We start from the raw sequence: 23440 nt of genomic DNA, 5'->3' as shown, positions 1-23440 counted from the left end.
TTTAAGGGTATTGTAATTTAATTTATTTGTACAAATTTACTTGCAATTATAGAATTTCCATTCACTACAATTGTTAAATCTTGATCACTATCTACAGTAAAATTGGTTTCATTATGATTTACATCAACTTTTAGAATTTGATTTCTAAAGTTTATCTTGAAAGAGTAACCTTTCCATTCTTTTGGAATTTTTGGAGAAAAATGTAATTGATCATTTTTAACACGCATTCCGCCAAAACCTTCAACAATACTCATCCAGGTTCCGGCCATTGACGTAATGTGACAACCTTCTTCAACTTCTTTATTATAATCGTCCAAATCCAGACGAGAAGTTCTTAAGTAGAAAGTATAAGCCATATCCATTTTGTCTAAAACGGCAGCCTGAATAGAGTGTACACAAGGCGAAAGTGAACTTTCATGAACGGTAAATGATTCATAAAAATCAAAGTTTCTTTCTAATTCTTCTCTTGAAAAATGATCTTCGAAGAAATAGAAGCACTGTAAAACATCGGCTTGTTTAATATAGGGAGAACGTAAAACACGATCCCAAGACCATTTTTGGTTAATTGGGCGTTGTGAACGATCTAAATCTTTTACAGGAACTAAATCTTTGTCTAAGAAACCGTCTTGCTGCAGATAAATTCCTAATTCTTTTGAAGTTGGAAAATACATATCATTAGCTACTTTTTTCCATTCCTGAATTTCAGCAGCAGCAAGATTTACTTTTTCTAAAATACGTTTGTGATCTGCAGGATATTCCAGCGCTACTTTATTGATTTGATCTGCGGCAAAATCGATACACCATTTTGCAATATAATTGGTGTAGAAATTATTGTTGATGTTGTTTTCGTATTCGTTTGGACCTGTAACTCCAAGAATTACATACTGATTTTTCTCTTTTGAGAAAGAAGCTCTTTGGTGCCAGAAACGTGCAATACCAATTAAAACTTCAAGCCCTTTTTCAGGAATATATGAGTAATCTCCGGTAAAACGGTAATAATTATAAATTGCAAAAGCAATCGCACCATTTCTGTGAATTTCTTCGTGTGTGATTTCCCATTCGTTGTGGCATTCTTCTCCATTCATGGTTACCATTGGGTACAATGCTGCACCGTTTTTGAAACCTAAATTGTCCTTTGCATTTTCAATCGCCTTATCTAATTGATTGAAACGGTATGTCAATAAATTACGTGCAACTTGCTGATCTTTTGTTGCCATGTAAAACGGAATACAATAGGCTTCAGTGTCCCAATAAGTAGATCCGCCGTATTTTTCTCCGGTAAATCCTTTTGGCCCAATGTTTAATCGACTGTCTTTTCCTAAATACGTTTGGTTTAATTGAAAGATATTGAAACGAATTCCTTGTTGTGCTTTAACGTCGCCATCAATGGTAATATCTGACATTTCCCAAATTTTTGCCCAAGCTTCAATTTGATTTTGAAGTAAAGCATCGTATCCTGAATTTACTGCCGATTTTATTACTTTTTCGGCTGCAGCCAAAGTGTTTTCATGATTTAAAGAAACAGTATATCCACCAATTTTTTGAATTGATGAGGTTTGTCCTTTTGCAATAATAGTTCCGTAGGTGTATTGAACTTTATCAGTTGTTGAATCAATTGTAGATGGCGAAACATGAATATCCTCACCATTTGCCAAAATCGTATTGTGCATGAAAGTCGTAACTTTAAAATGCGTTTTAAAAGTCTGAGCGGTTACAAAAGCTTCGTTTGTCCCTTTTTTAACTTCAAGTGGTTCCCAGAATTTCTCTTCCCAGTTTGCATCTTCATTGGTTACACCTGCGTCAACATAAGGTTTGTAAACGATTTTTGCATCTTTGTTTAAAGGTGTAATATCGTATTTAATGATTCCGGCTTCGTCTAAATCTAAGGAAAGAAAACGACGAACATTAACCGCGATTTCAGTTCCATTTTTTAGAATTGCTTCAAAAGAACGATTGTACCATCCTTCTTTCATATTCAATTCTCTGCGGAAGTTTCTAACTTCGGTACAAGTGTTTAAATCAAGATTTTCTTCGTTGATTTCGATATCAATTCCTATCCAGTTTGGAGCGTTTAATACTTTGGCAAAATATTTCGGATATCCGTTTTTCCACCAGCCTACTTTTGTTTTGTCCGGATAATAAATTCCAGCGATGTAACTTCCCTGAAAAGTCTCTGCTGAATATGTTTCTTCAAAATTGGCGCGTTGTCCCATAGCACCGTTCCCGATACTAAAAAGACTTTCAGACGATTTTACTCTCTCGGCATCAAATCCTTCTTCTATAATTGACCAATTGTCTGGTTTTATATAATCTTGGTTCATTTGTTTTTACAGTGTTTTTCGTGATTGATTGATTTATGATTGATTATTTTGTGATTAATGATTCGATAAAGCTTTCATCTATTACTGTGAAATCTTTAAATATGAAATCAGCCTCATGCAAAATTGTTTCCTCACCAATTCCCACACTTACCATTTCTGCAATATTTGCTGCCTGAATTCCGGCAACAGAATCTTCAAATACAATTGAATTTTTTGGATCAATGTTTAATAATTGAGCCGCTTTTAAGAAAACTTCAGGATCTGGTTTTGCATTGGTAACGTCGTTTCCGTCAACAATAACATCGAAATACGAAATGATTCCTGTTTTCTCTAAAATTGGTCTTGCATTTTTACTGGCAGAACCCAATGCAATTCCTTGATTATTATCTTTTAATAGTTGCAGCGTTTTAAAAACTCCTGGAAGAATCTCACTTTCATCCATGTCAACTAAATAAGATAAATAATCTTCGTTTTTTTGAATTAACCATTTGTCTTTGTCTTCCTGCGAAGCCTGAACATTTCCTAATTCAAGAATTATATCTAACGAACGTACGCGACTTACTCCTTTTAGTAATTCGTTATTTTCGTGTGTAAAATTTATATTTAATGCTTTTGCAATTTTTTGCCAAGCTAAAAAGTGGTATTTAGCGGTATCAACGATCACTCCGTCAAGATCGAAGATGAATGCTTTTTTATTATTCATGAATTTCAATTTTAGTTCTGCTATTTACTCTAAGCGTAAGTAATCCGGCAAATATCATCGATACACCTCCAATTATTAAGGCGTAAATAGGTTCGTTGTGAAAGAATTGTTTAATTACAAATCCTAAGATTGTGGCGGCTACAATTTGTGGTATTACGACAAAAAAGTTAAAAACTCCCATGTAATATCCCATTTTTGCGGCTGGTAAAGCTCCGGAAAGCATCGCATAAGGCATTGATAAAATACTTGCCCACGCAATACCAACGCCTAACATTGGCAGGATTAGCATTTGTTTATCACCAATAAAATAAATCGAAATTAAACCAACACCTCCAGCACATAAGGCTAATAAATGTGTTGCTCTAACGCCTACTTTTTTTGCAATAACGGGTAATAAGAAAGCTACGGCTGCAGCGACTCCGTTATAAACCGTAAATAAAACAGAAACCCAGTCAGCAGCATCGTTATATACTTTTGAAGTTGTATCTGTGGTACCAAAAATATGTTGTGTAACAGCTTGAGTTGTGTAGATCCACATGGAGAAAAGGGCAAACCAGGAGAAAAACTGAACCCAGGCTAATTTTTGCATTGTTCTTGGCATATTCAATAAATCGGTCATGATTATGGTAAAACCATTCTGAACTTTTTTAGTTCGTAATTGAGATGCAATTACAAATAAAACGCCCATAAAAATCAATCCGATGAATAAAATATACAATTCTTTTGCCAGGTTATTTTCAAAAATCAGAAATGAAATTAATCCTCCAATAGCAGAAAAGACTAATCCTAAAAACAATTGTTTTTTAATTGTAACACCTGATTCTGTTTCTGAATTGAGAGCATCTTTATCTAAACCTTTTTTGCTGTTGGCTTCAAATGCATGAAGTTCTTCGGGAGTATATTCGGTTGATTTAAAAACAGTCCATAAAACAGAAAGCAGGAAAACAATTCCGCCAATATAAAAAGACCATTTTACTGCATCCGGAATAATTCTTTTTGGAGCAACGTTGCTTACATCAAAAACATTTGTGAAAAGATAAGGTAAAACAGAACCTACAACGGCGCCGGTACCAATGAAAAAACTCTGCATTACAAAACCTAATGCACGTTGGTGGTCGGGTAATTTATCGCCAACAAAAGCACGAAAAGGTTCCATTGAAACATTTATCGAAGCATCCATTATCCACAAAGTTCCTGCTGCAATCCACAAAGTTGGAGAGTTTGGCATAACGAATAATGCAATTGAAGACAAAATGGCTCCAATTAAAAAATAGGGGCGACGTCTGCCTAAACGAGTCCAGGTTCTGTCGCTGAAATAACCAATAACGGGCTGAATTATTAAACCTGAAACAGGCGCAGCAATCCACAAAATTGGAATGTCATCTATTTTAGCACCAAGGGTTTCAAAAATTCTTGAAGTATTTGCGTTTTGCAGTGCAAAACCAAATTGTATTCCCAAGAAACCGAAACTCATGTTCCAAATTTCCCAGAAACTTAATTTACGCTTTTCCATTATCGTAATTAAAAAATTAATTAGACGATAAGCGCTATGCTTATCAAAACTTACTGTTTTTTCGAAGTAAAAGTAAAAGCTTTGACGGCCGTAAAAGTATAAATTAATTTTAGATATATACTAACAAAAAAGCCATAAATATTATTTATGGCTTTAGAATATGTTGATTTTAAGAAAATTAGTCAGTAGATTCTCTTTTTATAAGATGCGTTTCTATAACTTCTGTCGTGTAATTTTCATTTTCTTCTTCATCGTCATCGTGTTCAGCTTCCAGTCTTTCAATAAGCATTTTAGCAGCTTTATTTCCCATTTTTTCCCCACTTTGGCTTACGGTTGTAATACTTGGTGTTGAGTATTTTGAGATAATTCCGTCAGTAAAAGCAATTACGGCTAAATCTTCAGGAACTTTAAGTCCCATTTTTGATGCAGTTTTGATAATTGTTACCGCAAAAAGCTCGTTTACAGCAAAAACAGCATCAAAAGCTCTATCGTGTAATAACTGACTAATTGTGATTTCGCAAGTATCTACATCTTCAATTTTAATGATTAAATCTTCGTTAAAAGGTAATCCATTGTCTAACAAGGCTTTTTCGTAACCGTCAGTTCTCAATTTTCCAACACTTACATAATCAACAGTTGTTACGAGGGCAATCTTTTTTCTTCCATTGTCAATCAAACTCTGAACGGCTTCATAAGCAGCAGCTTTATCATCGATAATAACTTTGTCGCATAAAATATCGTTGGTTACACGGTCGAACATGACAACTGGCATTCCTTGATTGATAACTTCTGTAATGTGGTGAAAATCACCTTTGTATTGAGTTTCTTTAGAAAGTGACATGATAAAACCATCGATGCTTCCGTTGGCTAACATTTCCATATTTAATACTTCTTTATCGAAAGAATCATCAGATAAACAAATCACAACACTATAACCATTTTCGTTGGCAACCTGCTCAATTCCGTTGATTACAGTAGAGAAAAAATAATGTACAATTTCCGGAATAATAATACCAATACTTTTGGTTTTTCGATTTTTTAAACTAAGGGCAATATTGTTTGGCTTATAGTTGTAAAACTTTGCAAAAGCCTGCACTTTTAATCGTGTTTCTTCTCCAATTTCAAGACTGTTTCTCAATGATTTTGAGACAGTTGAAATTGATACGTCGAGTTCTCTTGCAATCTGTTTTAAGGTTATTTTACGTTTCATACTAATATATGGAAAAAATCTAATTGTTAATAAAGGTATCTTATATTTTTAGAATTGACAATTTAAACGCTAAAAGATTACAAAAAATAGAAAGTTTTCAACACTATCACGTTTTCGTAATGTAATAAAAATTGTAAGTGGTTGGCCATGTTAATAAATTCCTAATTTTGAAATTCGAAGTAAAATTAAAAACTTAACTAACAATCACAAACTCAAACTAATTTAAACAAAAAGTATGAAAACAATTTACAAAAAGTTGTTATTTTTATTCCTATTGTTGCCTTTTACTGTACTAGCTCAAAGTACTTTAAGCGGAACTGTCGTTGATAAAGCAACAGGACAGCCAATACCGGGAGTAAACGTAAATGTACAAGGTGCTCCAAGCGGTGCATCGACCGGATTTGATGGTAATTACCAACTATCAAATGTTAAAACTGGTAACAAAATTGTGGTATCTTTTATTGGATACAAAACGCAAACGATTGATTTTACCGGACAAAAAACATTAAACGTTTCTTTAGAAGAAGATACAAACCAACTTAAGGAAGTTGTAGTACAAGTAGGTTACGGTACTGTTAAGAAAAAGGATGCTACGGGATCTGTATCGCAAATCTCTTCAAAAGAATTTAATAAAGGAATCAACGTAACTCCGGAGAGTTTAATTAGCGGTCGTATTTCGGGTGTTAATGTAACTGGTGGAGGAGCTCCTGGAGCAAAAGCTGATATTAGAATTCGTGGAGGATCTTCTTTAAATGCTTCAAATGAGCCATTAATTGTATTAGACGGACTTCCGTTAAGTAATGCAGTTCCTAGTGGTGCAACAAGTATTTTATCTACTATTGATCCTAATGATATTGAGTCTTTTACAGTGCTTAAAGATGCATCTGCAGCAGCTATTTATGGTTCTCGTGCTGCAAATGGTGTAATTGTTATTACAACTAAAAAAGGAGCAAAAGGTGGTGTAAAAGTAAACTTTAGCTCTCAGGTTGGTGTAAATACTGTAGCAAATACAGTTGATGTAATGAGTGCAGATCAATTCCGTGAATTGGTAAACACAAAAGGTACTCCGGCTCAACAAGCTTTATTAGGAAATGCAAACACAAACTGGCAAGATGAAATTTTTCATACTGCTTTAACAACTAACAACAATATCTCTGTAAGTGGTTCTTTATTTAATAAATTACCAGTTCGTTTATCTGTTGGAAATGTTGATAATCCTGGAATCCTAAGAAACACTTCTTTTGAAAGAACTACGACATCGTTATCGTTAAATCCTGTTTTATTTGATAATCACTTAAAAATTGATATTAGCGGAAACTTATCTTTCGGTAAAAACCAATTTCAGGACGAAGGTGCAATAATTGGAAGTGCTATCGGATTTGATCCAACACAACCTGTTTATCAAGCTGGTTCTCGTTACGGAGGATATTTCGAATGGTTAGAGCCAACTGGAAACTTACCATTATTGCCGGCAAGAAATCCTGTTGCAAGATTAAACCAAGATAATAGAAGAGCAACTTCTACAAGAAAATGGGGTAATGTTAGATTAGATTATAAACTTCATTTCTTTGAAGATTTAAGAGCTGTTGTAGAAGCAGGTATTGATAGATTTGACAGTAGCGGATATACAGAAGTAAGTACTCAAAGTGCTTTAGGATATCAGCCAAAACCATTTACTGATCCAGCTTATGTAAACTTAGGAAACTATAATAGTTATACAGATGCGCTTCAAAATAAAAACTTAAATGCTTATTTTAATTATACTAAAGATTTAGGAAAAATTAAAATTGATGCAACTGCAGGTTATAACTACCAATTGTTTCAAAAAGAAAAATACTCTTCAGGAGAGGTTAGACAACCAAATCCTAATGAGGATGTTGCTACAGATCCGGATGTTAATTTACAATCGTTCTTCGGACGTTTGAATTTAGGATATGACAGCAGATATTTATTAACTGTTAATTATAGAAGAGACGGAACTTCTCGTTTTTCTGAAGATAACAGATGGGGGAATTTTGCAGGAGGAGCTTTTGCATGGAATGTATCTGAAGAAGGTTTCTTAAAAGGAAACAATACTCTTTCGACTTTAAAATTAAGAGTTGGTTACGGTACAACTGGACAGCAAGATATTGTTCCACAATATGATTATTTACAAAGAGTTACTTTAGGAACCATTAATTCGCAATATATTTTTGGTAATACAATTTATTCTACGGCAAGACCAGAAGGATATAACGAAAATATCAAATGGGAAGAATTGGCTGAATCTAACGTTGGTGTCGATTTCGGATTCTTAAACGATAGAATTACAGGTACTATTAACTATTTTGATAAAAAATCGACAGATTTATTAGCAGATATTGCAGTTCCTGATGGTGCGAATCTTAGAAACCAAGGTTTCTTTAATATTGGTAGTGTAAGAACAAAAGGAGTTGAATTTAGTATTGCTTCTGATATTGTTAAAACGAATAATTTGACTTGGAATGTAGCTTTTAATACTACTTATATCGATCAAAATATTTCTGAATTAGGAATCACGGTTCCAGGTTTTCAAGGTTATTTAGCCGGAGATAATATCGCTGGTGGAAGTGGAAACAAAATCCTGATTAACTCAGTAGGATATGCACCAAATTCATTTTTTGTATACGAGCAATTGTATGATGCTAACAAGAGACCAATTGCCGGAGCTTATGCTGATAGAAACGGAGATGGAAAAATTGATACAGCTGACCGTTACAGAGCTGGTAAAGCAGCACCGGATTATACTTTTGGTTTGTTCTCTACTTTAAACTACAAAAAGTTTGATTTTACAATGAACTGGAGAGCAAGTGTTGGAAATCATATTTTCGATAACGTAAGTTCTAATTTAGGTTATTCTGATGCTGGATTAAGAAGACAGACTGATTTGTCTAACGTAAGTTCAGATTATTATAATACTGGTTTTACTTTTGAAGATAACGGAACACAACGTTACTTGTCTGATTATTTTGTAAAAGATGCTTCTTTTATCAAATTAGATAATGTTACGCTTGGATATACTTTTGATAAAACGATCATTAAAGCTGCTTCTTTAAGATTTACAGCTGGAGTTCAAAATGTATTTGTTCTTACAAAATACAATGGTTTAGATCCGGAGAAATTCAACGGAATTGATAATAATGTGTATCCAAGAGCAAGAACATTCTTGTTTGGAGTGAATGCGAATTTCTAATAGTAGACTGAAAATCAAAAATTTAAAAACAAACAAAATGAAAATATCATTTAAATATATATCTTATTTTTTCCTATTCATTTTAGGAATAAGTATGACGCTTACTTCGTGTACTGACGATTTAAACGTGACGCCAAAGGATGATGATGAATTTCTATCTGAAGCCTTTTTTAAAGATCCGGCATCGTATAAAGAAGTATTAGCTAAATTATATGCAGGTTTATATGTTGGAGGAAATGATGGTGATGGAGATGCTACAAAACCTGGACAAAATCCTGATATCGCAGGACTTGGAGGTGATTTTAGTAGTTACTTAAGATTACTTTTTGTAACACAGGAATTTACAACAGATGAAGCTATTATTGCTTGGGCTGATGGTACTTTACCAACTTTAAATACTCAAACATGGTCTGCGGATAATGAATTTTTAGCAGGAGCATTCTCAAGAGCATTTTATCACATTAGTGTTGCTAATGAGTTTTTAAGACAAACTACTGATGAGAAATTAACGGCAAGAGGTGTTGATGCAGGTTTAAAAGCAGATATCGCGAAATTTAGAGCTGAAGCTCGTTTCTTAAGAGCTTTTTCATACTATAACTTAATGGATTTATTCGGAAATGTGCCAATTACAACAGAAAATGATCCTGTTGGATTCTATTATCCGGTACAAAAATCAAGAGCAGAAGTTTTTGCTTATGTAGAATCTGAATTGAAAGACTTAGACAATAGTTTAGTGGCTTCAAAAGCAAATGAATACGGAAGAGTTGATAAAACTGCAGCTAAATTTTTATTAGCACAAATTTATTTGAATTCTAAAGTATATACAGGTGTAGACAGAAACAATGAAGCGGCTACATTATGTAGTGAAATCATTACTGGTTCAGGATATACTTTTGCAAATGTTCCTTACCGTTACTTATTTTCTGCGGATAATAACAGAAATGGTGCTGAAAGTGAATTTATTTTCCCAATTATTGGAGATGGTAATGCGATTAGAGCTATCGGTGGTGGAATGAGCTTTATTATGCACGCTTCTATTGGAGGTAGCATGAATGCGGCTTCCAGAGGAATGGACGGTGGATGGCAAGGAATCAGAACTCGTAGAGAGTTTGTAAACCTTTTTCCAGACGAAACTGCAACTGCAGATAACAGAGGTACATTTTACACAGCTGGTCAGTCAAAAGATATCAACAATATTGCAACTTTTACAGATGGTTACGCTGTAACAAAATACATCAATGTAAATTCAGATGGTTCTGCAGCGCAAAGAAATGATATGCCGGATATTGATTTCCCAATGTTTAGATTAACAGATGCTTATTTAATGTACGCTGAAGCAACTCTTAGAGGAGCTACTACAGGAAATATTAATACTGCTTTAGGTTACATCAATCAAATTAGAACAAGAGCAAACGCACAAACAATTACACTTCCTCAATTAACACTTGATTTTATTTTAGATGAAAGAGGAAGAGAATTATTCTGGGAATGCCACAGAAGAACTGACTTGATTCGTTTTGGAAAATTTACTGGAGGATCTAAAATCTGGCAATGGAAAGGTGGATCTATAAATGGTAACTCTACAGATGCAACCAGAGATTTAATGCCAATTCCTGCAAGAAACATTCAGGCAAATCCAACATTAAAGCAAAATCCAGGGTACTAACATCTTATAAACATTAAAATGAAAAATATATATAAAATTTTAATCGCATTTATTGGTGTATTGGCTGTTTCATGTAATGCTGATGATGTAGACAATAGACCCGTTATTGATGCAGGAACTGCTCCGGTATTATTAACACCAAAATCTGATTTTAGTATTGTACTTACAAAAGATACAGAAAAAGACATTGCTACAACAGTAACATGGAATAAGGCAACTTATACCGGAATTCAAACAATTGTAAATTATACTATTGAAATTGCAAAAGCAGGTACAAACTTTGCCAGCCCAACAACGGTATCAAATACAACTGCGCTTTCAAAAGAATTAACAGTTGCTGAATTAAATTCTGCGGTGCTTAATGGAGGTTTTACTCCATACCAGGAAAATAATGTTGATGTTCGTATTAAGTCTGTTGTAGGAGCTACAGGACTTCCTCAATATTCAAATTCATATACAATTAAAGCAACTCCTTATGCTGCTTGGGCAAACTGGGGTTTAATTGGTTCTGCAACTCCAAATGGATGGAATGATCCAGATACTGATTTAAATTATGATTTGGCTACTAAAAAATATTCTTATGTTGGACCATTAGTAGTGGGCGAAATTAAGTTTAGATTAGATGATGGTTGGGCTACTAATTATGGAGATGATGGTAATGACTTATCATTAGATCTTGGAGGTGCTAATATTCCTGTTCCAGTAGCTGGAAATTATACAGTTGAAGTAGATATCGCTAATAAAAAATACACTATTAAGAAAAACTAATATTTTTCTTGAAATTAAAAAAAGGGCTGTCTTAAGGATAGCCCTTTTTTAATCATACTAACCAATCAACCACATATTATGAAAAAAACTATACTAATCCTATTTCTTTTATTGTCCGCAATTTCTTTTGCGCAACAGCAAACAGCTAGTTATTCTGTAAGTCCTTCTACTTTTGAAGAAACGACTTCTATCACTATTACGATTAACGGAAGCAGTATTAACGAGGCAAACTGGGGAGTTACCGATCATTCGCTTTACTTATGGGCATGGGCTTTTGATATTAATGATACCACTCAAAAAGGAACTCCAAACAATGGAACCTGGGAAGCTTCAAGTGATGCCAGTAAATTAACCTATAATGCAGTTTCAGATACTTATACTAAAGTTATTACGCCAACAACCTATTATAATATTACAGGAATTGGTAAAATAGGTTTTTTGGTTAAAGCAAAAAATGGAACAGGGGATAAAAAATCACAAGATATTTTAGTTGAAGTAGGCTCTTTTCAGGCAACATTAACTGCGCCGGCTGAAAACAGCACAACGATTATAGCTTCAGGAGCAAACTTTGCTATTGCAGCAACAAACACAAATGGTACAGCAAGTTATACATTAAAAGCAAACGGAACGACAATCAATACCAATACAAGTACATCGAACTATTCTTATTCTCATACTAATATTACAAGTAATCAAAGCTATGAGTTGAGTATTGTTCAGGGAGCAACAACAATTGTAAAAAAGTTCTCTGTTATTGTAAATCCAAACGCAGTTTCTCAGGCAATGCCAGCGGGATTAGTTGACGGAATCAATTACAATACTGCCGATGCTACAAAAGCAACCTTGGTTCTGGATGCACCATTAAAAGATTTTGTTTACGTTGCCGGAAGTTTTAATAATTGGCAACCAACTTCGGCGTATGCCATGAAAAAAGACCCAACTTCGGGCAAATTCTGGTTAGAATTAACAGGATTGGTTTCGGGAGTCAATAATACATATCAATATTGGGTTGTAGACGCTACGCCACTTGCAAATTCTCCTTCATTGGTAAAAACAGCAGATCCATATTCTACTTTGGTTTTGTCGCCTTTTGATGATCCTACGATTCCTTCAAACTCATATCCAAATATACCAACTTATCCTGTTGGGCAAAATTTTGAAGTTACAGTTCTTAAAACAGGGCAAACACCCTACAATTGGCAAGTAACTAATTTTGCAAAACCAGAAAAGGAAAAATTAGTAGTTTATGAAGTTTTGGTTCGTGATTTTGATGCCAATAAAAATTATCAAAGTTTAATTGATAGAATAGACTATTTTAAAAATCTTAAAATAAATGCCATTGAATTAATGCCTGTAATGGAGTTTGAAGGCAATGAAAGCTGGGGTTATAACACTTCATTTCACATGGCTTTGGATAAATTTTACGGAACTTCGGATAAGCTAAAAGAATTCATCGATTTATGTCATCAAAACGGAATCGCTGTTATTCTTGATGTGGCGCTAAACCACGCTTTTGGAAGAAATCCAATGGTGAGAATGTGGATGAACGATCCTGACGGAGATGGTTTTGGTTCGCCAACTGCCGAAAATCCATATTTTAATACCGTAGCAAAACATGCTTATAATGTAGGTGAAGATTTTAATCATCAATCGCTAAAAACGCAATATTATGTAGATCGTGTGATTAAACAATGGATTGATGAATATAAAATTGATGGTTTCCGTTGGGATTTAACCAAAGGATTTACGCAAAACTGTACAGCTAATGATGGAGCTTGTACAGATAAATATCAACAGGATCGAGTAGATGTATTGAGAAAATATGCTGATTATTCGTGGAGTTTAGATCCTACACATTATACCATTTTTGAACATTTAGGTAATGATGATACCGAAGAACAGCAATGGGCAAATTACAGAGTAAATGAAACACCAAGTAAAGGTGTTATGATGTGGGGAAAAATGACCGGAGCATACAATCAGTTATCAATGGGATATGCATCAGACAGTAATATTTCGAGAATGTCAAGCACAAGTCATGGTTTTACAGCAAATCGATTAATGGGTTATGCAGAAAGTCATGATGAAGAGCGTTTAATGTATAAAAATGTACAATACGGAGCCTCAAGCGGATCTTATAATGTAAAAACATTAAACACAGCATTATCAAGAATGTCTGCTATTGGAGCAGTTTCTTTACTGGTTCCGGGGCCAAAAATGATTTGGCATTTTGGAGAATTAGGTTGGGACGATTCTATTTTTACGTGTAATAATGGTACAGTAAATACAGATGGAGATGCGATTTCGGGAGATTGTAAATTAGATACCAAGCCACAGCCTCAATGGGCAGAAAACTGGCTGGGAGATTCAAACAGAAATAAAATTTACAACGATTGGGCAAAAATGATCACACTTAAAACTACAGAACCTGTATTTTTAGGAACGCCAACAATTGCAAATGCAAATTCATTATCAGTAAACATAAAAATCACCAATAGCAATTTGGTTTCTACACAATTGAAAGATGTTTTGATTTTAGCCAATTTTGATGTTACAGCTCAAAATATTGCTACTGGTTTTCAATATATAGGAATCTGGTATAATCTAATGGATAATACAACAATAAATGTTGCTGATGTAAATGCTCCGATAAATTTAGCGCCTGGAGAATACAGGATTTACGGAAACAAACAAGCTAATTTAGCAATCGAAGATTTCGAAAAAGGAAATTCAGTTAGTTTACATCCAAATCCGGTTTCAAATTATTTTACCTTAAATATTGTAACAACTAAAGTTCAGGTTTATGCAATGTCAGGACAATTGGTAAAAAGTTTTGTTACAGATGGAAATCCGGAGTTTCAGTTTGGAGTAAGTGACTTAAAAACGGGATTATATATAGTTAAAGCATTAAATGCAAATAATGAAATACAAGTAATGAAGTTCATTAAAAAATAAGGTTTTGTTAGTAATGCAAAAAGGGCTGCCTAATTATTGGCAGCCCTTTTTGTTTTGTAATTTTTCCTGAAACTATTTCTCATTATTATATTCACCTATCATCGCAAAATATCCAAATGTACCCAAACCCAAAACAATAAGCGGGGTGAGGATAAAAAGGATTATAATGCCAAAGACAAGATCATCTTGTTGGTCTGAGAGCAATTTAGGTAATCCAAATTCAAATACACAAAAGTATGCTGCGGCAATGGCTAATACAGCCCATAAAACACCTAAAACCTGTTTAATCTTATTCGTCATGTTTATTAAATATTAAAGGTGATTCGTTTTGTTTTTATTATCGATATAAACCATTCCAATTACAAAGCAGACTGAAGCAATAATTATAGGATACCAAAGTCCGTCAAGATAAAAATCAGTTTTACCCGCTTGTTTAGAATGCGTTACAAAATAAGTTGATATGGCCGGAAGCAATCCTCCAAAAATTCCATTACCTACATGATAAGGTAACGACATTGAGGTATATCTAATTTTAGTTGGAAACATCTCAACCAAAAAAGCAGCAATTGGACCATAAACCATTGTAACAAATAAAACCTGAATGAAAACCAGAAAAATTATAGTCCATTCATCGCTGGTATTTATATTGATTGAAACAGTACTTTGAGATTCTTTTTTCTTATCATTAAAATCCTTCTTCTTCCCTACATACGTAGTTCCGTCCGTGTAGGTTTTTGAAACTGTGGTTATTATGTCATTATTTTTTGTTGTTTCAATGTTTTGCGTGGTTTTTTCTACAATTTCAGTTTTATGATTTAAATCTGTTGTTTCATACATCATTTTATAAATAGGCCTGTAGAATAAAATAGCCAGTAACATTCCGCCCATCATGATATGTTTTCGACCTATTTTATCACTTAACCATCCAAAAACAATAAAAAACGGAGTTCCTAATAATAAAGCAATCCCCAGTAATTCATCAACCTGAGATGACTCGATATTCATTACTGTTTTCATGAAACTCATCGCGTAAAACTGACCCGTGTACCAAACGACGCCTTGCCCCATTGTTGCACCAAATAAAGCCAATAAAACGAATTTCAAATTATATCGGTTGCCAAAACTTTCTTTCAGCGGATTTGCACTAGTTGTTCCTTCTTTTTTTGCTTTTGCAAATACAGGAGATTCATCCATGTTTTTTCGGATCAAATAAGAAACGCCAACCATCACAATAGAAACCCAAAAAGGTACACGCCATCCCCAAGTATCAAAATCTTCAGGTGAAAGAATGCTTTTTGTTGCAAGAATTACCATTAATGAAATAAATAATCCCACAGTTGCAGTAGTTTGAATCCATGATGTCCAATATCCTTTTTGTCCTTCAGGAGCATGTTCGGCAACATAAGTAGCTGCACCGCCATATTCTCCGCCAAGAGCTAATCCTTGCAATAAACGCAGAATTAAGACTAATAAAGGAGCTAAAAACCCGATAGTTTCATAACTCGGAATACAGCCTATTAAAAAAGTAGAACCACCCATTAATAATAAGGTAGCCATAAAAGTATATTTCCGGCCAATAATATCACCAAGTCTTCCAAAAAACAAAGCTCCAAAAGGTCTAACAACAAATCCTGCTGCAAAAGTGGCTAAAGTTGACAAAAATGCCGCAGTTGGATTATCACTTGGAAAGAATTTAGTTGAAATAACAACGGCCAAACTTCCAAAAATATAGAAATCGTACCATTCTATCATAGTTCCCATCGAAGACGCTGAAATTACTTTCCAAATACCTTTAGTAGAAGTTTCGTTCATAAATTAGTGTTGTAGACTTGTTAGTAAATAAAACTATTAAATATTTTTTGACTAATATAAAAGATAATTTTTTAATTATTTGATACTTTTTTAACAAATATTTATAATTTATTTGCTTTCTAAAATTTAAATAAGAAATAGCTGATGTATCTTTTTAAAAGAAAGAATTTTGGAGAAAAAGAGGTGAAATTTTAATAAGATTTATATAGCATCAAATAAAACAGAAGTATAAAAGATATTTTAAGGGAACCTTTGATGTAAAATTTTAGCTATTGACTTTCAGGAAAGTATTAAAAACAAAAAACCCGAATATTGCTATTCGGGTTTTGGTGGTGCCTCCAGTCCCGAGGCTTCGGGAGAACCAGGGACAATTATAGATTTTCTTTTAGAAAGAATATCTTTTAGTATAGATGGGTCATCAATTATTTTTGTATTAAAAATTTTGCTTTTCATTCTTTTGATAAACTTTTCCAAATAAACAGCTTCATCTTTATTGATACAATTAAAGAGTAAAACAATTTTCCAGTCGTTAGCTATCTTGGTAAAAGAATTTGAATAAAAATGATCATGATGTTTAGAAATTCGATTTTCAATACTTGCAGTTTCTCCAATATAAAATTTTTGACATGAATCAGAATAAATGATATATAAGTAATGCATTTATAAAAAGTATTAAAAAACAAAAAACCCGAATATTGCTATTCGGGTTTTGGTGGTGCCTCCAGGGATCGAACCAGGGACACATGGATTTTCAGTCCATTGCTCTACCATCTGAGCTAAGGCACCGTGCTGATTGCGGGTGCAAAGATAGAATCATTTTTCATTTATCCAAAACATTTTTTTAAAAAAATCAATTCGTACCTTCGCATTTGTAAATAAAAAAATATGGTTTTAACTGTTGATGTTGGTAATACTCGAATTAAAGCGGCTGTATTTGAGGGGAGTACTGTTCTTGAAAATTTTGTTTTTGAGAAAAATGAACTCGAAAAAAAAATTAAAAATATTTTAAAAAAATTTCAAAATTGTTCTGATTTGGTCGTTGCATCAGTCGGAAATATTGAAAAGCAATCTTTTTTAGCCTTCGAAGACCAACTTAATATTCATTTTTTGACTCATGAAGATGTTTTTCCTTTCATAAATAAATACGCAACGCCAAAAACTTTAGGGATCGACAGAATGGTTTTGGCTGCAGGAGCAACTTTACAATTTCCCAAACAAAATAGATTAGTGATAGATGCGGGAACTTGCATAACCTACGATTTTATCGACGAAAATGACAATTATTTGGGCGGAGCAATTTCTCCGGGCCTGAGATTACGTTATGAAGCCTTGCATAATTACACAGCCCGCTTGCCGTTACTAACTTTAGAATCTCCCGATTCATATATAGGAAACTCTACGAAACAGGCGATTCATTCAGGAATTGTTAATGGGTTCGTCTATGAGATTGACGGTTTTATAGATGAATATCGGGCAAACTTTTCAAATTTTATAATAATTTTAACGGGTGGTGATGCAGAATTTTTGGCTAAACGATTAAAAAATACCATATTTGCCAATTCAAATTTCCTTTTGGAAAGTTTGAACCAAACATTTCAATATAAAACCGACAATGATTAAAAAAATTATAATAAGTGCTTGTTTACTTATCTCGTTCGTTTCATTTGCTCAGCAAGGTACTTCATCGCCATATTCTTTTTACGGAATTGGAGAGGCAAGATTTAAAGGAACCCTCGAAAACAGATCTATGGGTGGAGTTGCGGTAGAACAGGATAGTATTCACTTGAATATTGAAAACCCGGCAAGTTATGCCAGCCTTGGACAAACCACTTTTAGTGTTGGTGGAACTTTTGGAGGTAATACAATAAAAAGCGATACAGAATCATCAAAAGCTCAAAGATCTACTTTTGATTATTTAGCAGTAGGAATTCCTATGGGTAAATTTGGAGCTGCTTTTGGTTTGATTCCTTTGTCTTCTGTTGGATATAAAATTTCTGATATTAACGAAGGAAATTCAGTAAATAGTCAACTTGAAGGAAAAGGTGGTGTAAATAGAGTATTTTTTGGTTTAGGATATAAAATTACTCCAAAATGGAATATTGGTGCTGATGTACAATATAACTTTGGTAAAATTTCTACAACAACTATAGAAGGTATTCCAGATGTTCAGGGTGCAACAAGAGAAACAAGCTCATCTGTATTGTCAGGAACAAGTTTTAATATTGGTACAATGTATCAAACTAAGATCGATAAAAAATTAAATTTATATACGAGTTTAAGTTACACTTTTCAAAGTAACTTAAGATCAGATAGTTCAAGAATTATTGAAGTTGACGGTGATGCGGATCCTTATGAATATCCTTCGTCTAGTATTACATTAAAATTACCAAACAAAATAACTTTAGGTGCCGGTATAGGACAAGCAAGAAAATGGTTAGTAGGTACAACATTGGCTTTTCAAGGCAATGGGCAACTGGCTAATTATTATAATACTAGCGATAATGTTCGTTATGAAAAATATGCAAAATATGCAGTTGGTGGATATTATGTTCCTAATTATGCTTCATTTACAAACTATTTCAGCAGAATCACTTATAGAGCAGGTCTTAAATTCGAAAAAACAGGTTTAATCGTTAATGACCAATCAATTAATGATGTTGGTATGACATTAGGTGCTGGATTTCCAATTACAGGAACTTTTTCAAATGTAAACTTCGGAATCGAATTTGGTAAAAAAGGAACTACATCTGCAGGTTTGGTTCAGGAAAATTATTTAAACTTTAGTTTGAGTTTTTCTTTTAACGATAAATGGTTTGTGAAAAGTAAATTCAATTAAACATAAAATTGCTGTTTTTTTAAGCTCATTACAATTTACTACATTTGGCAAATGAATTTACCAAAGAGATATATTATAAACGTTGTCACAGTTCTTGCTGTGACACTGTTTTTTGGATGCGAAAGCAATTTTAAAGAAGTTCAGAAAATTAACTTTTCAGAATTTGTTCCGGGAAGTGATGCTGATACGGTCGACATAAAATATACGGATTCGGGAAGAATAACCGGCGTTTTAAAAAGTCGTAAAATGCTTGATTTCTCTAATCTTGATTTTCCGTTTACAGAATTCCCTAAAGGAATTGATGTTACTTTATATGATAAAAAACAAAAGCGTACTTTTATAACCTCAAATTATGCTGTTTCATATAAACAAACCGGAATCATTGATTTGCAGGGAAAAGTAAAAATTACTTCAGAAACCGGTCAGATGCTTGAAACGGAACAATTATATTTCGATCAGAAAAATGAATGGTTTTATACCGAAAGAAAATTTAAGCTTACAGATGCTAAAGGAGTTTCATACGGACAAGGAATTGATTTTAGTAAAGATTTTAAAGTCATAAACTCACAACGAATAACAGGCGAATTAGAAGCCGAAGAATAAAAACAAGATCATGAATTACTTAAAATATACACAATACGTTTACATATTAATTGCAGTTGCGTTTATTTATGACGGAATTACAAAGCTGAATGATCCTACGGCTAATCCGTGGTTAAGTTTCGTGATTGCCGGAGTAAGTGTTTTTATGTTTTTCTTCAGAAGGAAATTTTCTAAGAAATTTGACGATCATTATAAAAAACAATAAAAAATGGAAATTAGTATTATAATACTATGTTTAATACTATCAGCCTTTTTTTCAGGAATGGAAATAGCTTTTATTTCCTCCAACAAAATTTATCTTGAAATAGAAAAAAAACAAGATAATTTTCTTTCCCAGATCCTTACTAAACTTACCGAAAACCCATCAAAGTTTATTGCAGCAATGCTTATTGGTAATAATGTTGCTTTGGTTGTTTACGGATTTTATATGAGTGAGTTAATTCTGAAGTGTTTCGCCGTTCTCGGATATCAATTTTCAGACATTACAAGCTTATTGGTACAAACTGCAATCGCGACTTTTGTAGTTTTGATTACTGCAGAATTTTTCCCGAAAGTTTTTTTTCAAATCTATGCCAATTCTTTAATTAAGATTTTTGCAATTCCAGCTTATCTTTTTTATAGGTTGTTCTACTATATTTCGACTTTTTTCATTTGGATTTCAGATTTCATTTTGCGAAAGTTTTTCAAAACAGAAGGAGATCAGGTTCAATTGTATTTTAGTAAAATCGAATTAGGAAATTATATTACAGAACAAATGAGTTCTGTAGAAGATAATGAAGAAGTAGATTCTGAAATTCAGATATTTCAAAATGCATTAGAATTTTCAGGCGTAAAAGCGCGTGATATTATGACGCCGCGAACAGAAATTGTAGACATTGATTTATTCGCAAATATCTCAGAGTTAAAAGAATTGTTTATAGAAACAGGATATTCGAAAATTGTAGTGAGTCAAAATTCACTCGATGATATTGTAGGATATGTGCATTCATTTGATCTGTTTAAAAAGCCCAAAACCATTAAATCGGTTTTAATGACAGTAGAGTTTGTTCCGGAAACAATTTCGATAAAAGACGCGCTTAATCTTTTGATTAAAAAACGAAAAAACGTTGCTGTAGTTTTAGATGAACACGGAGGTACTTCTGGCATTATAACTATCGAAGATATCGTCGAAGAACTTTTTGGAGAAATTGAAGATGAGCACGATTTAGACGAAGAATTGATAGAGCAGGAGTTAGGAGAAGGAAAATATTTGTTTTCGACCCGTTTAGATGTAGAATATTTAAATGAAACCTATAAGCTGGATATTCCTGAAGAGGATTCATACGGAACTTTAGGCGGATTCATTGTGAATTCTACTAAAGAAATCCCGCAAAAAGGAGATGAAATAGTCATAGATCACTATCATTTTGTGATAGAAGAAGCATCCAATAAGAAAATTGAATTGGTAAAAATGACGATAAAAGAGTAATTTTTTTAGGAATTAAAAAAAAATGTGTAAAATAAAACACTAGTTGTATTGTTATTAGCTAGATAATTGTATTTTCGCAAACTGAATATAAAATTAACGATAATAAAAATGGCAGTTTTAGCAAAAATTAGACAGCGTTCCGCTTTATTGATAGGAGTTATTGCACTTGCATTATTTGCATTTATAATACAAGATCTATTCACAAGAGGAAGCTTCGGTCAAAGTTCAAAAGATGTAGGAAGCATCGATGGAAAAGATATTTCATTTGAAGACTTTAGAGTTAAAGTTAGTAATGTTGAAAAAAGTGGTCAAGGAATTTCTTCCACTGAAGCTGCAAACAGAGTTTGGGATCAAGAGGTTTCAATCGCTTTATTGTCATCTCAGTTTGACAAATTAGGATTGAGAGTTGGTGAAAAACACCTTTTGGAAGTTTTAAAAACAGATCCGAATATTGGTAAAAATCCAATGTTCTTAAATGCTGCTGGCGCTTTTGACGTAGCAAAATTTAAAGAATACTTTAAAACAAACCCAGAAGCAGCACAATACATTTCTGCAAAAGAAAAAGATGCTGAATTAAACGCAAAATTTCAAATCTACAATACATTAGTAAAATCAGGTCTTTACACTACTGCTAGTGAAGGAAAAATGAAATATGAAATGGAAGCTAACAAAGTAAACTTTGCTTATGCTGCTGCATTATATTCTTCAATTAAAGACAGCGATGTAAAAATTTCTGATGATGAAATTGTAGCTTATATGAAGAAAAACGAGAAAAAATTCAAAGCGGATGCAACTCGTGAAATTCAATATGTTTTAGTTGAAGACAAAGCTTCAAAAGAAGACGAAGCTGATATTAAAGCAAAAATCACTGCTCTTTTAAACGGAAGAGTAGAATATAACGCAAAAACAGGTAAAAACGATACTTTGCCAGGATTTAGAAACGCAACTAACATTGCTGAATTTGTAAACTCAAATTCTGATGTTCCTTACGATTCTACATACGTACCTAAAAACAATTTGCCTGCAGTTGATGCAGATAAATTATTTAGTTTACCTGCAGGAGCAATTTACGGACCATACGTTTACGGAAGATACTATGCTATTTCTAAATCTTTAGGATTTAAAGCTGGAGTTAACGCAAAAGCAAGTCATATCTTAATTGGTTACGAAGGATCTCAAACTCCAAATGCTAAAGAAAAAAGAACTAAAGAAGAAGCTAAAGCCAAAGCAGAAGAAATTTTAGCTCAGGTTCAGGCAAATCCAGATAGTTTTATGATGTTGGCTTTTACAAGCTCTGATGACTCATCTGCACAACAAGCTGGTGATTTAGGATATTTTGGTCAAGGCCAAATGGTAAAACCATTCAATGATTTTGTATTCAATAACGGAATTGGAAAAGTTGGTTTAGTTGAAACTCCTTTTGGATTTCACATTATCAAAATTACAGATAAACAAGACGGTATTCGTTTAGCTACAATTGCTCAAAAAATTGAGCCATCTGAAGCGACTTCTGATAAAGTATTTACATTGGCAACCAAATTCGAAATGGAAGCTGCTGATAAAGATTTTGCTGCTACAGCAAAAGAATTAGGTTTAAAAGTTGCTGCGCCAATTACTGCAAAAGCAATGGATGAAGCATTTGGTCCTTTAGGAAACCAACGTAACATTGTAAGATGGGCATTTGATAAAGAAACTAATGCAGGAGATGTAAAACGTTTTGAATTAGCTAATATTGGGCACGTAATTGCGCAATACAAAAGCGAAAACAAATCAGGTTTAGTATCTGTTACAGTAGCAAGACCTTATGTTGAGCCAATCTTGAAAAACCAGAAAAAAGCTGAAATGCTAAAAGCTAAAATGACAGGTTCAAGCCTTGAAGCTATTGCTAAAAGCGCAGGTGTTGCAGTTCAACAAGCTACAAATGTAACTTTAGATAATCCGGTTTTACCTGGTGGAGTTGGTCAAGAGCCTAAAGTTGTAGGTAATGCATATGCATTAGCAGCAAATAAAGTTTCTGCTCCAATTGAAGGAAATACAGGTGTATATGTTGTTAAAAACATTAGTACTGTAAAAGCTCCGGCAATTGCAAATCACGCTGAATATGTTGCTAAATTAAAAACACAAAGTGCATCTGATGCAAGCAGAATTTTACCAGCGTTGAAAAACAATGCTAAAATTGAAGATAACAGATTGCAATTTAATTACTAGTCTTTTTTAGTAATTTAGTAATACAAAATAAAAAAAACCGAAACGTTCATTTGAATGTTTCGGTTTTTTTTATGAATTTAAGTTTCAACGTAATTTTTTATCAAAATTTAAAACTATAATAAAGAATAACTCGTATATAATTCTGAACAAGAACTGAATTATTAGC

17 protein-coding genes and 1 tRNA gene are annotated in these 23440 nt (G+C 33.3%); 10 read left to right on the top strand and 8 right to left on the bottom strand.

What is annotated here, in order from left to right:
- Positions 1-17 precede the first annotated feature (17 nt).
- From GKZ86_RS03215 to GKZ86_RS03200, 4 genes are all read right to left on the bottom strand, one after another.
- Positions 18-2321: a glycoside hydrolase family 65 protein gene (locus GKZ86_RS03215; RefSeq protein WP_154781661.1), complete on the bottom strand. Its 2304-nt coding sequence runs from the start codon at positions 2319-2321 to the stop codon at positions 18-20.
- 43 nt (positions 2322-2364) lie between these two features.
- Positions 2365-3024: a beta-phosphoglucomutase gene (gene pgmB, locus GKZ86_RS03210; protein WP_154781660.1), complete on the bottom strand. Its 660-nt coding sequence runs from the start codon at positions 3022-3024 to the stop codon at positions 2365-2367.
- Positions 3017-4537 carry an MFS transporter gene (locus tag GKZ86_RS03205; RefSeq protein WP_154781659.1) on the bottom strand — a complete coding sequence of 507 codons (1521 nt, stop codon included), beginning with the start codon at positions 4535-4537 and terminating at the stop codon, positions 3017-3019. The genes pgmB and GKZ86_RS03205 overlap by 8 nt, the downstream gene beginning before the upstream one ends.
- Positions 4538-4715: 178 nt before the next feature.
- Entirely contained in the window at positions 4716-5747 is a 1032-nt protein-coding gene (locus GKZ86_RS03200) for a LacI family DNA-binding transcriptional regulator (protein WP_133507574.1), read from the bottom strand.
- 235 nt (positions 5748-5982) lie between these two features.
- Between GKZ86_RS03200 and GKZ86_RS03195 the strand changes: the two genes are divergently transcribed.
- The 4 genes from GKZ86_RS03195 to GKZ86_RS03180 all read left to right on the top strand — a co-directional run bounded on the left by GKZ86_RS03195 (position 5983) and on the right by GKZ86_RS03180 (position 14347).
- Positions 5983-8958: a TonB-dependent receptor gene (locus tag GKZ86_RS03195; RefSeq protein WP_154781658.1), complete on the top strand. Its 2976-nt coding sequence runs from the start codon at positions 5983-5985 to the stop codon at positions 8956-8958.
- Positions 8959-8995: 37 nt separating this feature from the next.
- Positions 8996-10624 (top strand): RagB/SusD family nutrient uptake outer membrane protein, encoded by a 1629-nt coding sequence (locus GKZ86_RS03190; protein WP_154781657.1) that lies wholly within the window; start codon positions 8996-8998, stop codon positions 10622-10624.
- Positions 10625-10642: 18 nt separating this feature from the next.
- Positions 10643-11392: a SusE domain-containing protein gene (locus GKZ86_RS03185; RefSeq protein WP_154781656.1), complete on the top strand. Its 750-nt coding sequence runs from the start codon at positions 10643-10645 to the stop codon at positions 11390-11392.
- 78 nt (positions 11393-11470) lie between these two features.
- Complete coding sequence (locus GKZ86_RS03180) at positions 11471-14347, top strand: alpha-amylase family glycosyl hydrolase (RefSeq protein WP_154781655.1); 2877 nt, start codon at positions 11471-11473, stop codon at positions 14345-14347.
- Between the two features lie 72 nt (positions 14348-14419).
- On the opposite strand, the gene GKZ86_RS03175 is transcribed toward GKZ86_RS03180, so the two are convergent.
- From GKZ86_RS03175 to GKZ86_RS03160, 4 genes are all read right to left on the bottom strand, one after another.
- The gene (locus GKZ86_RS03175) at positions 14420-14647 is read right to left on the bottom strand and encodes a DUF6814 family protein (protein ID WP_154781654.1); all 228 of its coding nucleotides are present in this window, start codon (positions 14645-14647) and stop codon (positions 14420-14422) included.
- A gap of 12 nt (positions 14648-14659) precedes the next feature.
- Positions 14660-16159, bottom strand: a complete 1500-nt coding sequence (locus GKZ86_RS03170) for an MFS transporter (RefSeq protein WP_154781653.1) — start codon at positions 16157-16159, stop codon at positions 14660-14662.
- Between the two features lie 315 nt (positions 16160-16474).
- The gene (locus tag GKZ86_RS03165; protein ID WP_154781652.1) at positions 16475-16819 is read right to left on the bottom strand and encodes a GIY-YIG nuclease family protein; all 345 of its coding nucleotides are present in this window, start codon (positions 16817-16819) and stop codon (positions 16475-16477) included.
- Positions 16820-16869: 50 nt separating this feature from the next.
- Positions 16870-16945: transfer RNA gene (locus tag GKZ86_RS03160), tRNA-Phe, on the bottom strand.
- A 99-nt stretch (positions 16946-17044) separates the two neighbouring features.
- Between GKZ86_RS03160 and GKZ86_RS03155 the strand changes: the two genes are divergently transcribed.
- The 6 genes from GKZ86_RS03155 (at position 17045) to GKZ86_RS03130 (ending at position 23274) form a co-directional block, all read left to right on the top strand.
- Positions 17045-17779, top strand: a complete 735-nt coding sequence (locus GKZ86_RS03155) for a type III pantothenate kinase (RefSeq protein ID WP_154781651.1) — start codon at positions 17045-17047, stop codon at positions 17777-17779.
- The gene (locus GKZ86_RS03150) at positions 17772-18995 is read left to right on the top strand and encodes a hypothetical protein (RefSeq protein ID WP_154781650.1); all 1224 of its coding nucleotides are present in this window, start codon (positions 17772-17774) and stop codon (positions 18993-18995) included. Before GKZ86_RS03155 ends, GKZ86_RS03150 begins: the two co-directional genes overlap by 8 nt.
- Before the next feature lie 51 nt (positions 18996-19046).
- The gene (lptC, locus tag GKZ86_RS03145) at positions 19047-19598 is read left to right on the top strand and encodes an LPS export ABC transporter periplasmic protein LptC (RefSeq protein ID WP_154781649.1); all 552 of its coding nucleotides are present in this window, start codon (positions 19047-19049) and stop codon (positions 19596-19598) included.
- 10 nt (positions 19599-19608) lie between these two features.
- A complete protein-coding gene (locus GKZ86_RS03140) occupies positions 19609-19803 on the top strand; it encodes a hypothetical protein (protein ID WP_154781648.1) in 195 nt (64 codons plus the stop codon).
- Between the two features lie 3 nt (positions 19804-19806).
- Positions 19807-21066 (top strand): hemolysin family protein, encoded by a 1260-nt coding sequence (locus tag GKZ86_RS03135; protein WP_154781647.1) that lies wholly within the window; start codon positions 19807-19809, stop codon positions 21064-21066.
- 108 nt (positions 21067-21174) lie between these two features.
- Complete coding sequence (locus tag GKZ86_RS03130; RefSeq protein ID WP_154781646.1) at positions 21175-23274, top strand: peptidylprolyl isomerase; 2100 nt, start codon at positions 21175-21177, stop codon at positions 23272-23274.
- Positions 23275-23440 lie beyond the last annotated feature (166 nt).

It is taken from the genome of Flavobacterium sp. LC2016-13, from assembly GCF_009707955.1.
Classification (GTDB): Bacteria; Bacteroidota; Bacteroidia; order Flavobacteriales; family Flavobacteriaceae; genus Flavobacterium.
Note: the sequence above shows the minus strand (reverse complement) of the source record. Positions and strands in the feature narration are given on the sequence as shown.

Excerpts from the sequence above, each read along its gene's own strand:
- GKZ86_RS03215 (WP_154781661.1), bottom strand. The coding sequence starts at position 2,321 with ATGAACCAAGATTATATAAAACCAGACAATTGGTCAATTATAGAAGAA.
- pgmB (WP_154781660.1), bottom strand. The coding sequence starts at position 3,024 with ATGAATAATAAAAAAGCATTCATCTTCGATCTTGACGGAGTGATCGTT.
- GKZ86_RS03205 (WP_154781659.1), bottom strand. The coding sequence starts at position 4,537 with ATGGAAAAGCGTAAATTAAGTTTCTGGGAAATTTGGAACATGAGTTTC.
- GKZ86_RS03200 (WP_133507574.1), bottom strand. The coding sequence starts at position 5,747 with ATGAAACGTAAAATAACCTTAAAACAGATTGCAAGAGAACTCGACGTA.
- GKZ86_RS03195 (WP_154781658.1), top strand. The coding sequence starts at position 5,983 with ATGAAAACAATTTACAAAAAGTTGTTATTTTTATTCCTATTGTTGCCT.
- GKZ86_RS03190 (WP_154781657.1), top strand. The coding sequence starts at position 8,996 with ATGAAAATATCATTTAAATATATATCTTATTTTTTCCTATTCATTTTA.
- GKZ86_RS03185 (WP_154781656.1), top strand. The coding sequence starts at position 10,643 with ATGAAAAATATATATAAAATTTTAATCGCATTTATTGGTGTATTGGCT.
- GKZ86_RS03180 (WP_154781655.1), top strand. The coding sequence starts at position 11,471 with ATGAAAAAAACTATACTAATCCTATTTCTTTTATTGTCCGCAATTTCT.
- GKZ86_RS03175 (WP_154781654.1), bottom strand. The coding sequence starts at position 14,647 with ATGACGAATAAGATTAAACAGGTTTTAGGTGTTTTATGGGCTGTATTA.
- GKZ86_RS03170 (WP_154781653.1), bottom strand. The coding sequence starts at position 16,159 with ATGAACGAAACTTCTACTAAAGGTATTTGGAAAGTAATTTCAGCGTCT.
- GKZ86_RS03165 (WP_154781652.1), bottom strand. The coding sequence starts at position 16,819 with ATGCATTACTTATATATCATTTATTCTGATTCATGTCAAAAATTTTAT.
- GKZ86_RS03155 (WP_154781651.1), top strand. The coding sequence starts at position 17,045 with ATGGTTTTAACTGTTGATGTTGGTAATACTCGAATTAAAGCGGCTGTA.
- GKZ86_RS03150 (WP_154781650.1), top strand. The coding sequence starts at position 17,772 with ATGATTAAAAAAATTATAATAAGTGCTTGTTTACTTATCTCGTTCGTT.
- lptC (WP_154781649.1), top strand. The coding sequence starts at position 19,047 with ATGAATTTACCAAAGAGATATATTATAAACGTTGTCACAGTTCTTGCT.
- GKZ86_RS03140 (WP_154781648.1), top strand. The coding sequence starts at position 19,609 with ATGAATTACTTAAAATATACACAATACGTTTACATATTAATTGCAGTT.
- GKZ86_RS03135 (WP_154781647.1), top strand. The coding sequence starts at position 19,807 with ATGGAAATTAGTATTATAATACTATGTTTAATACTATCAGCCTTTTTT.
- GKZ86_RS03130 (WP_154781646.1), top strand. The coding sequence starts at position 21,175 with ATGGCAGTTTTAGCAAAAATTAGACAGCGTTCCGCTTTATTGATAGGA.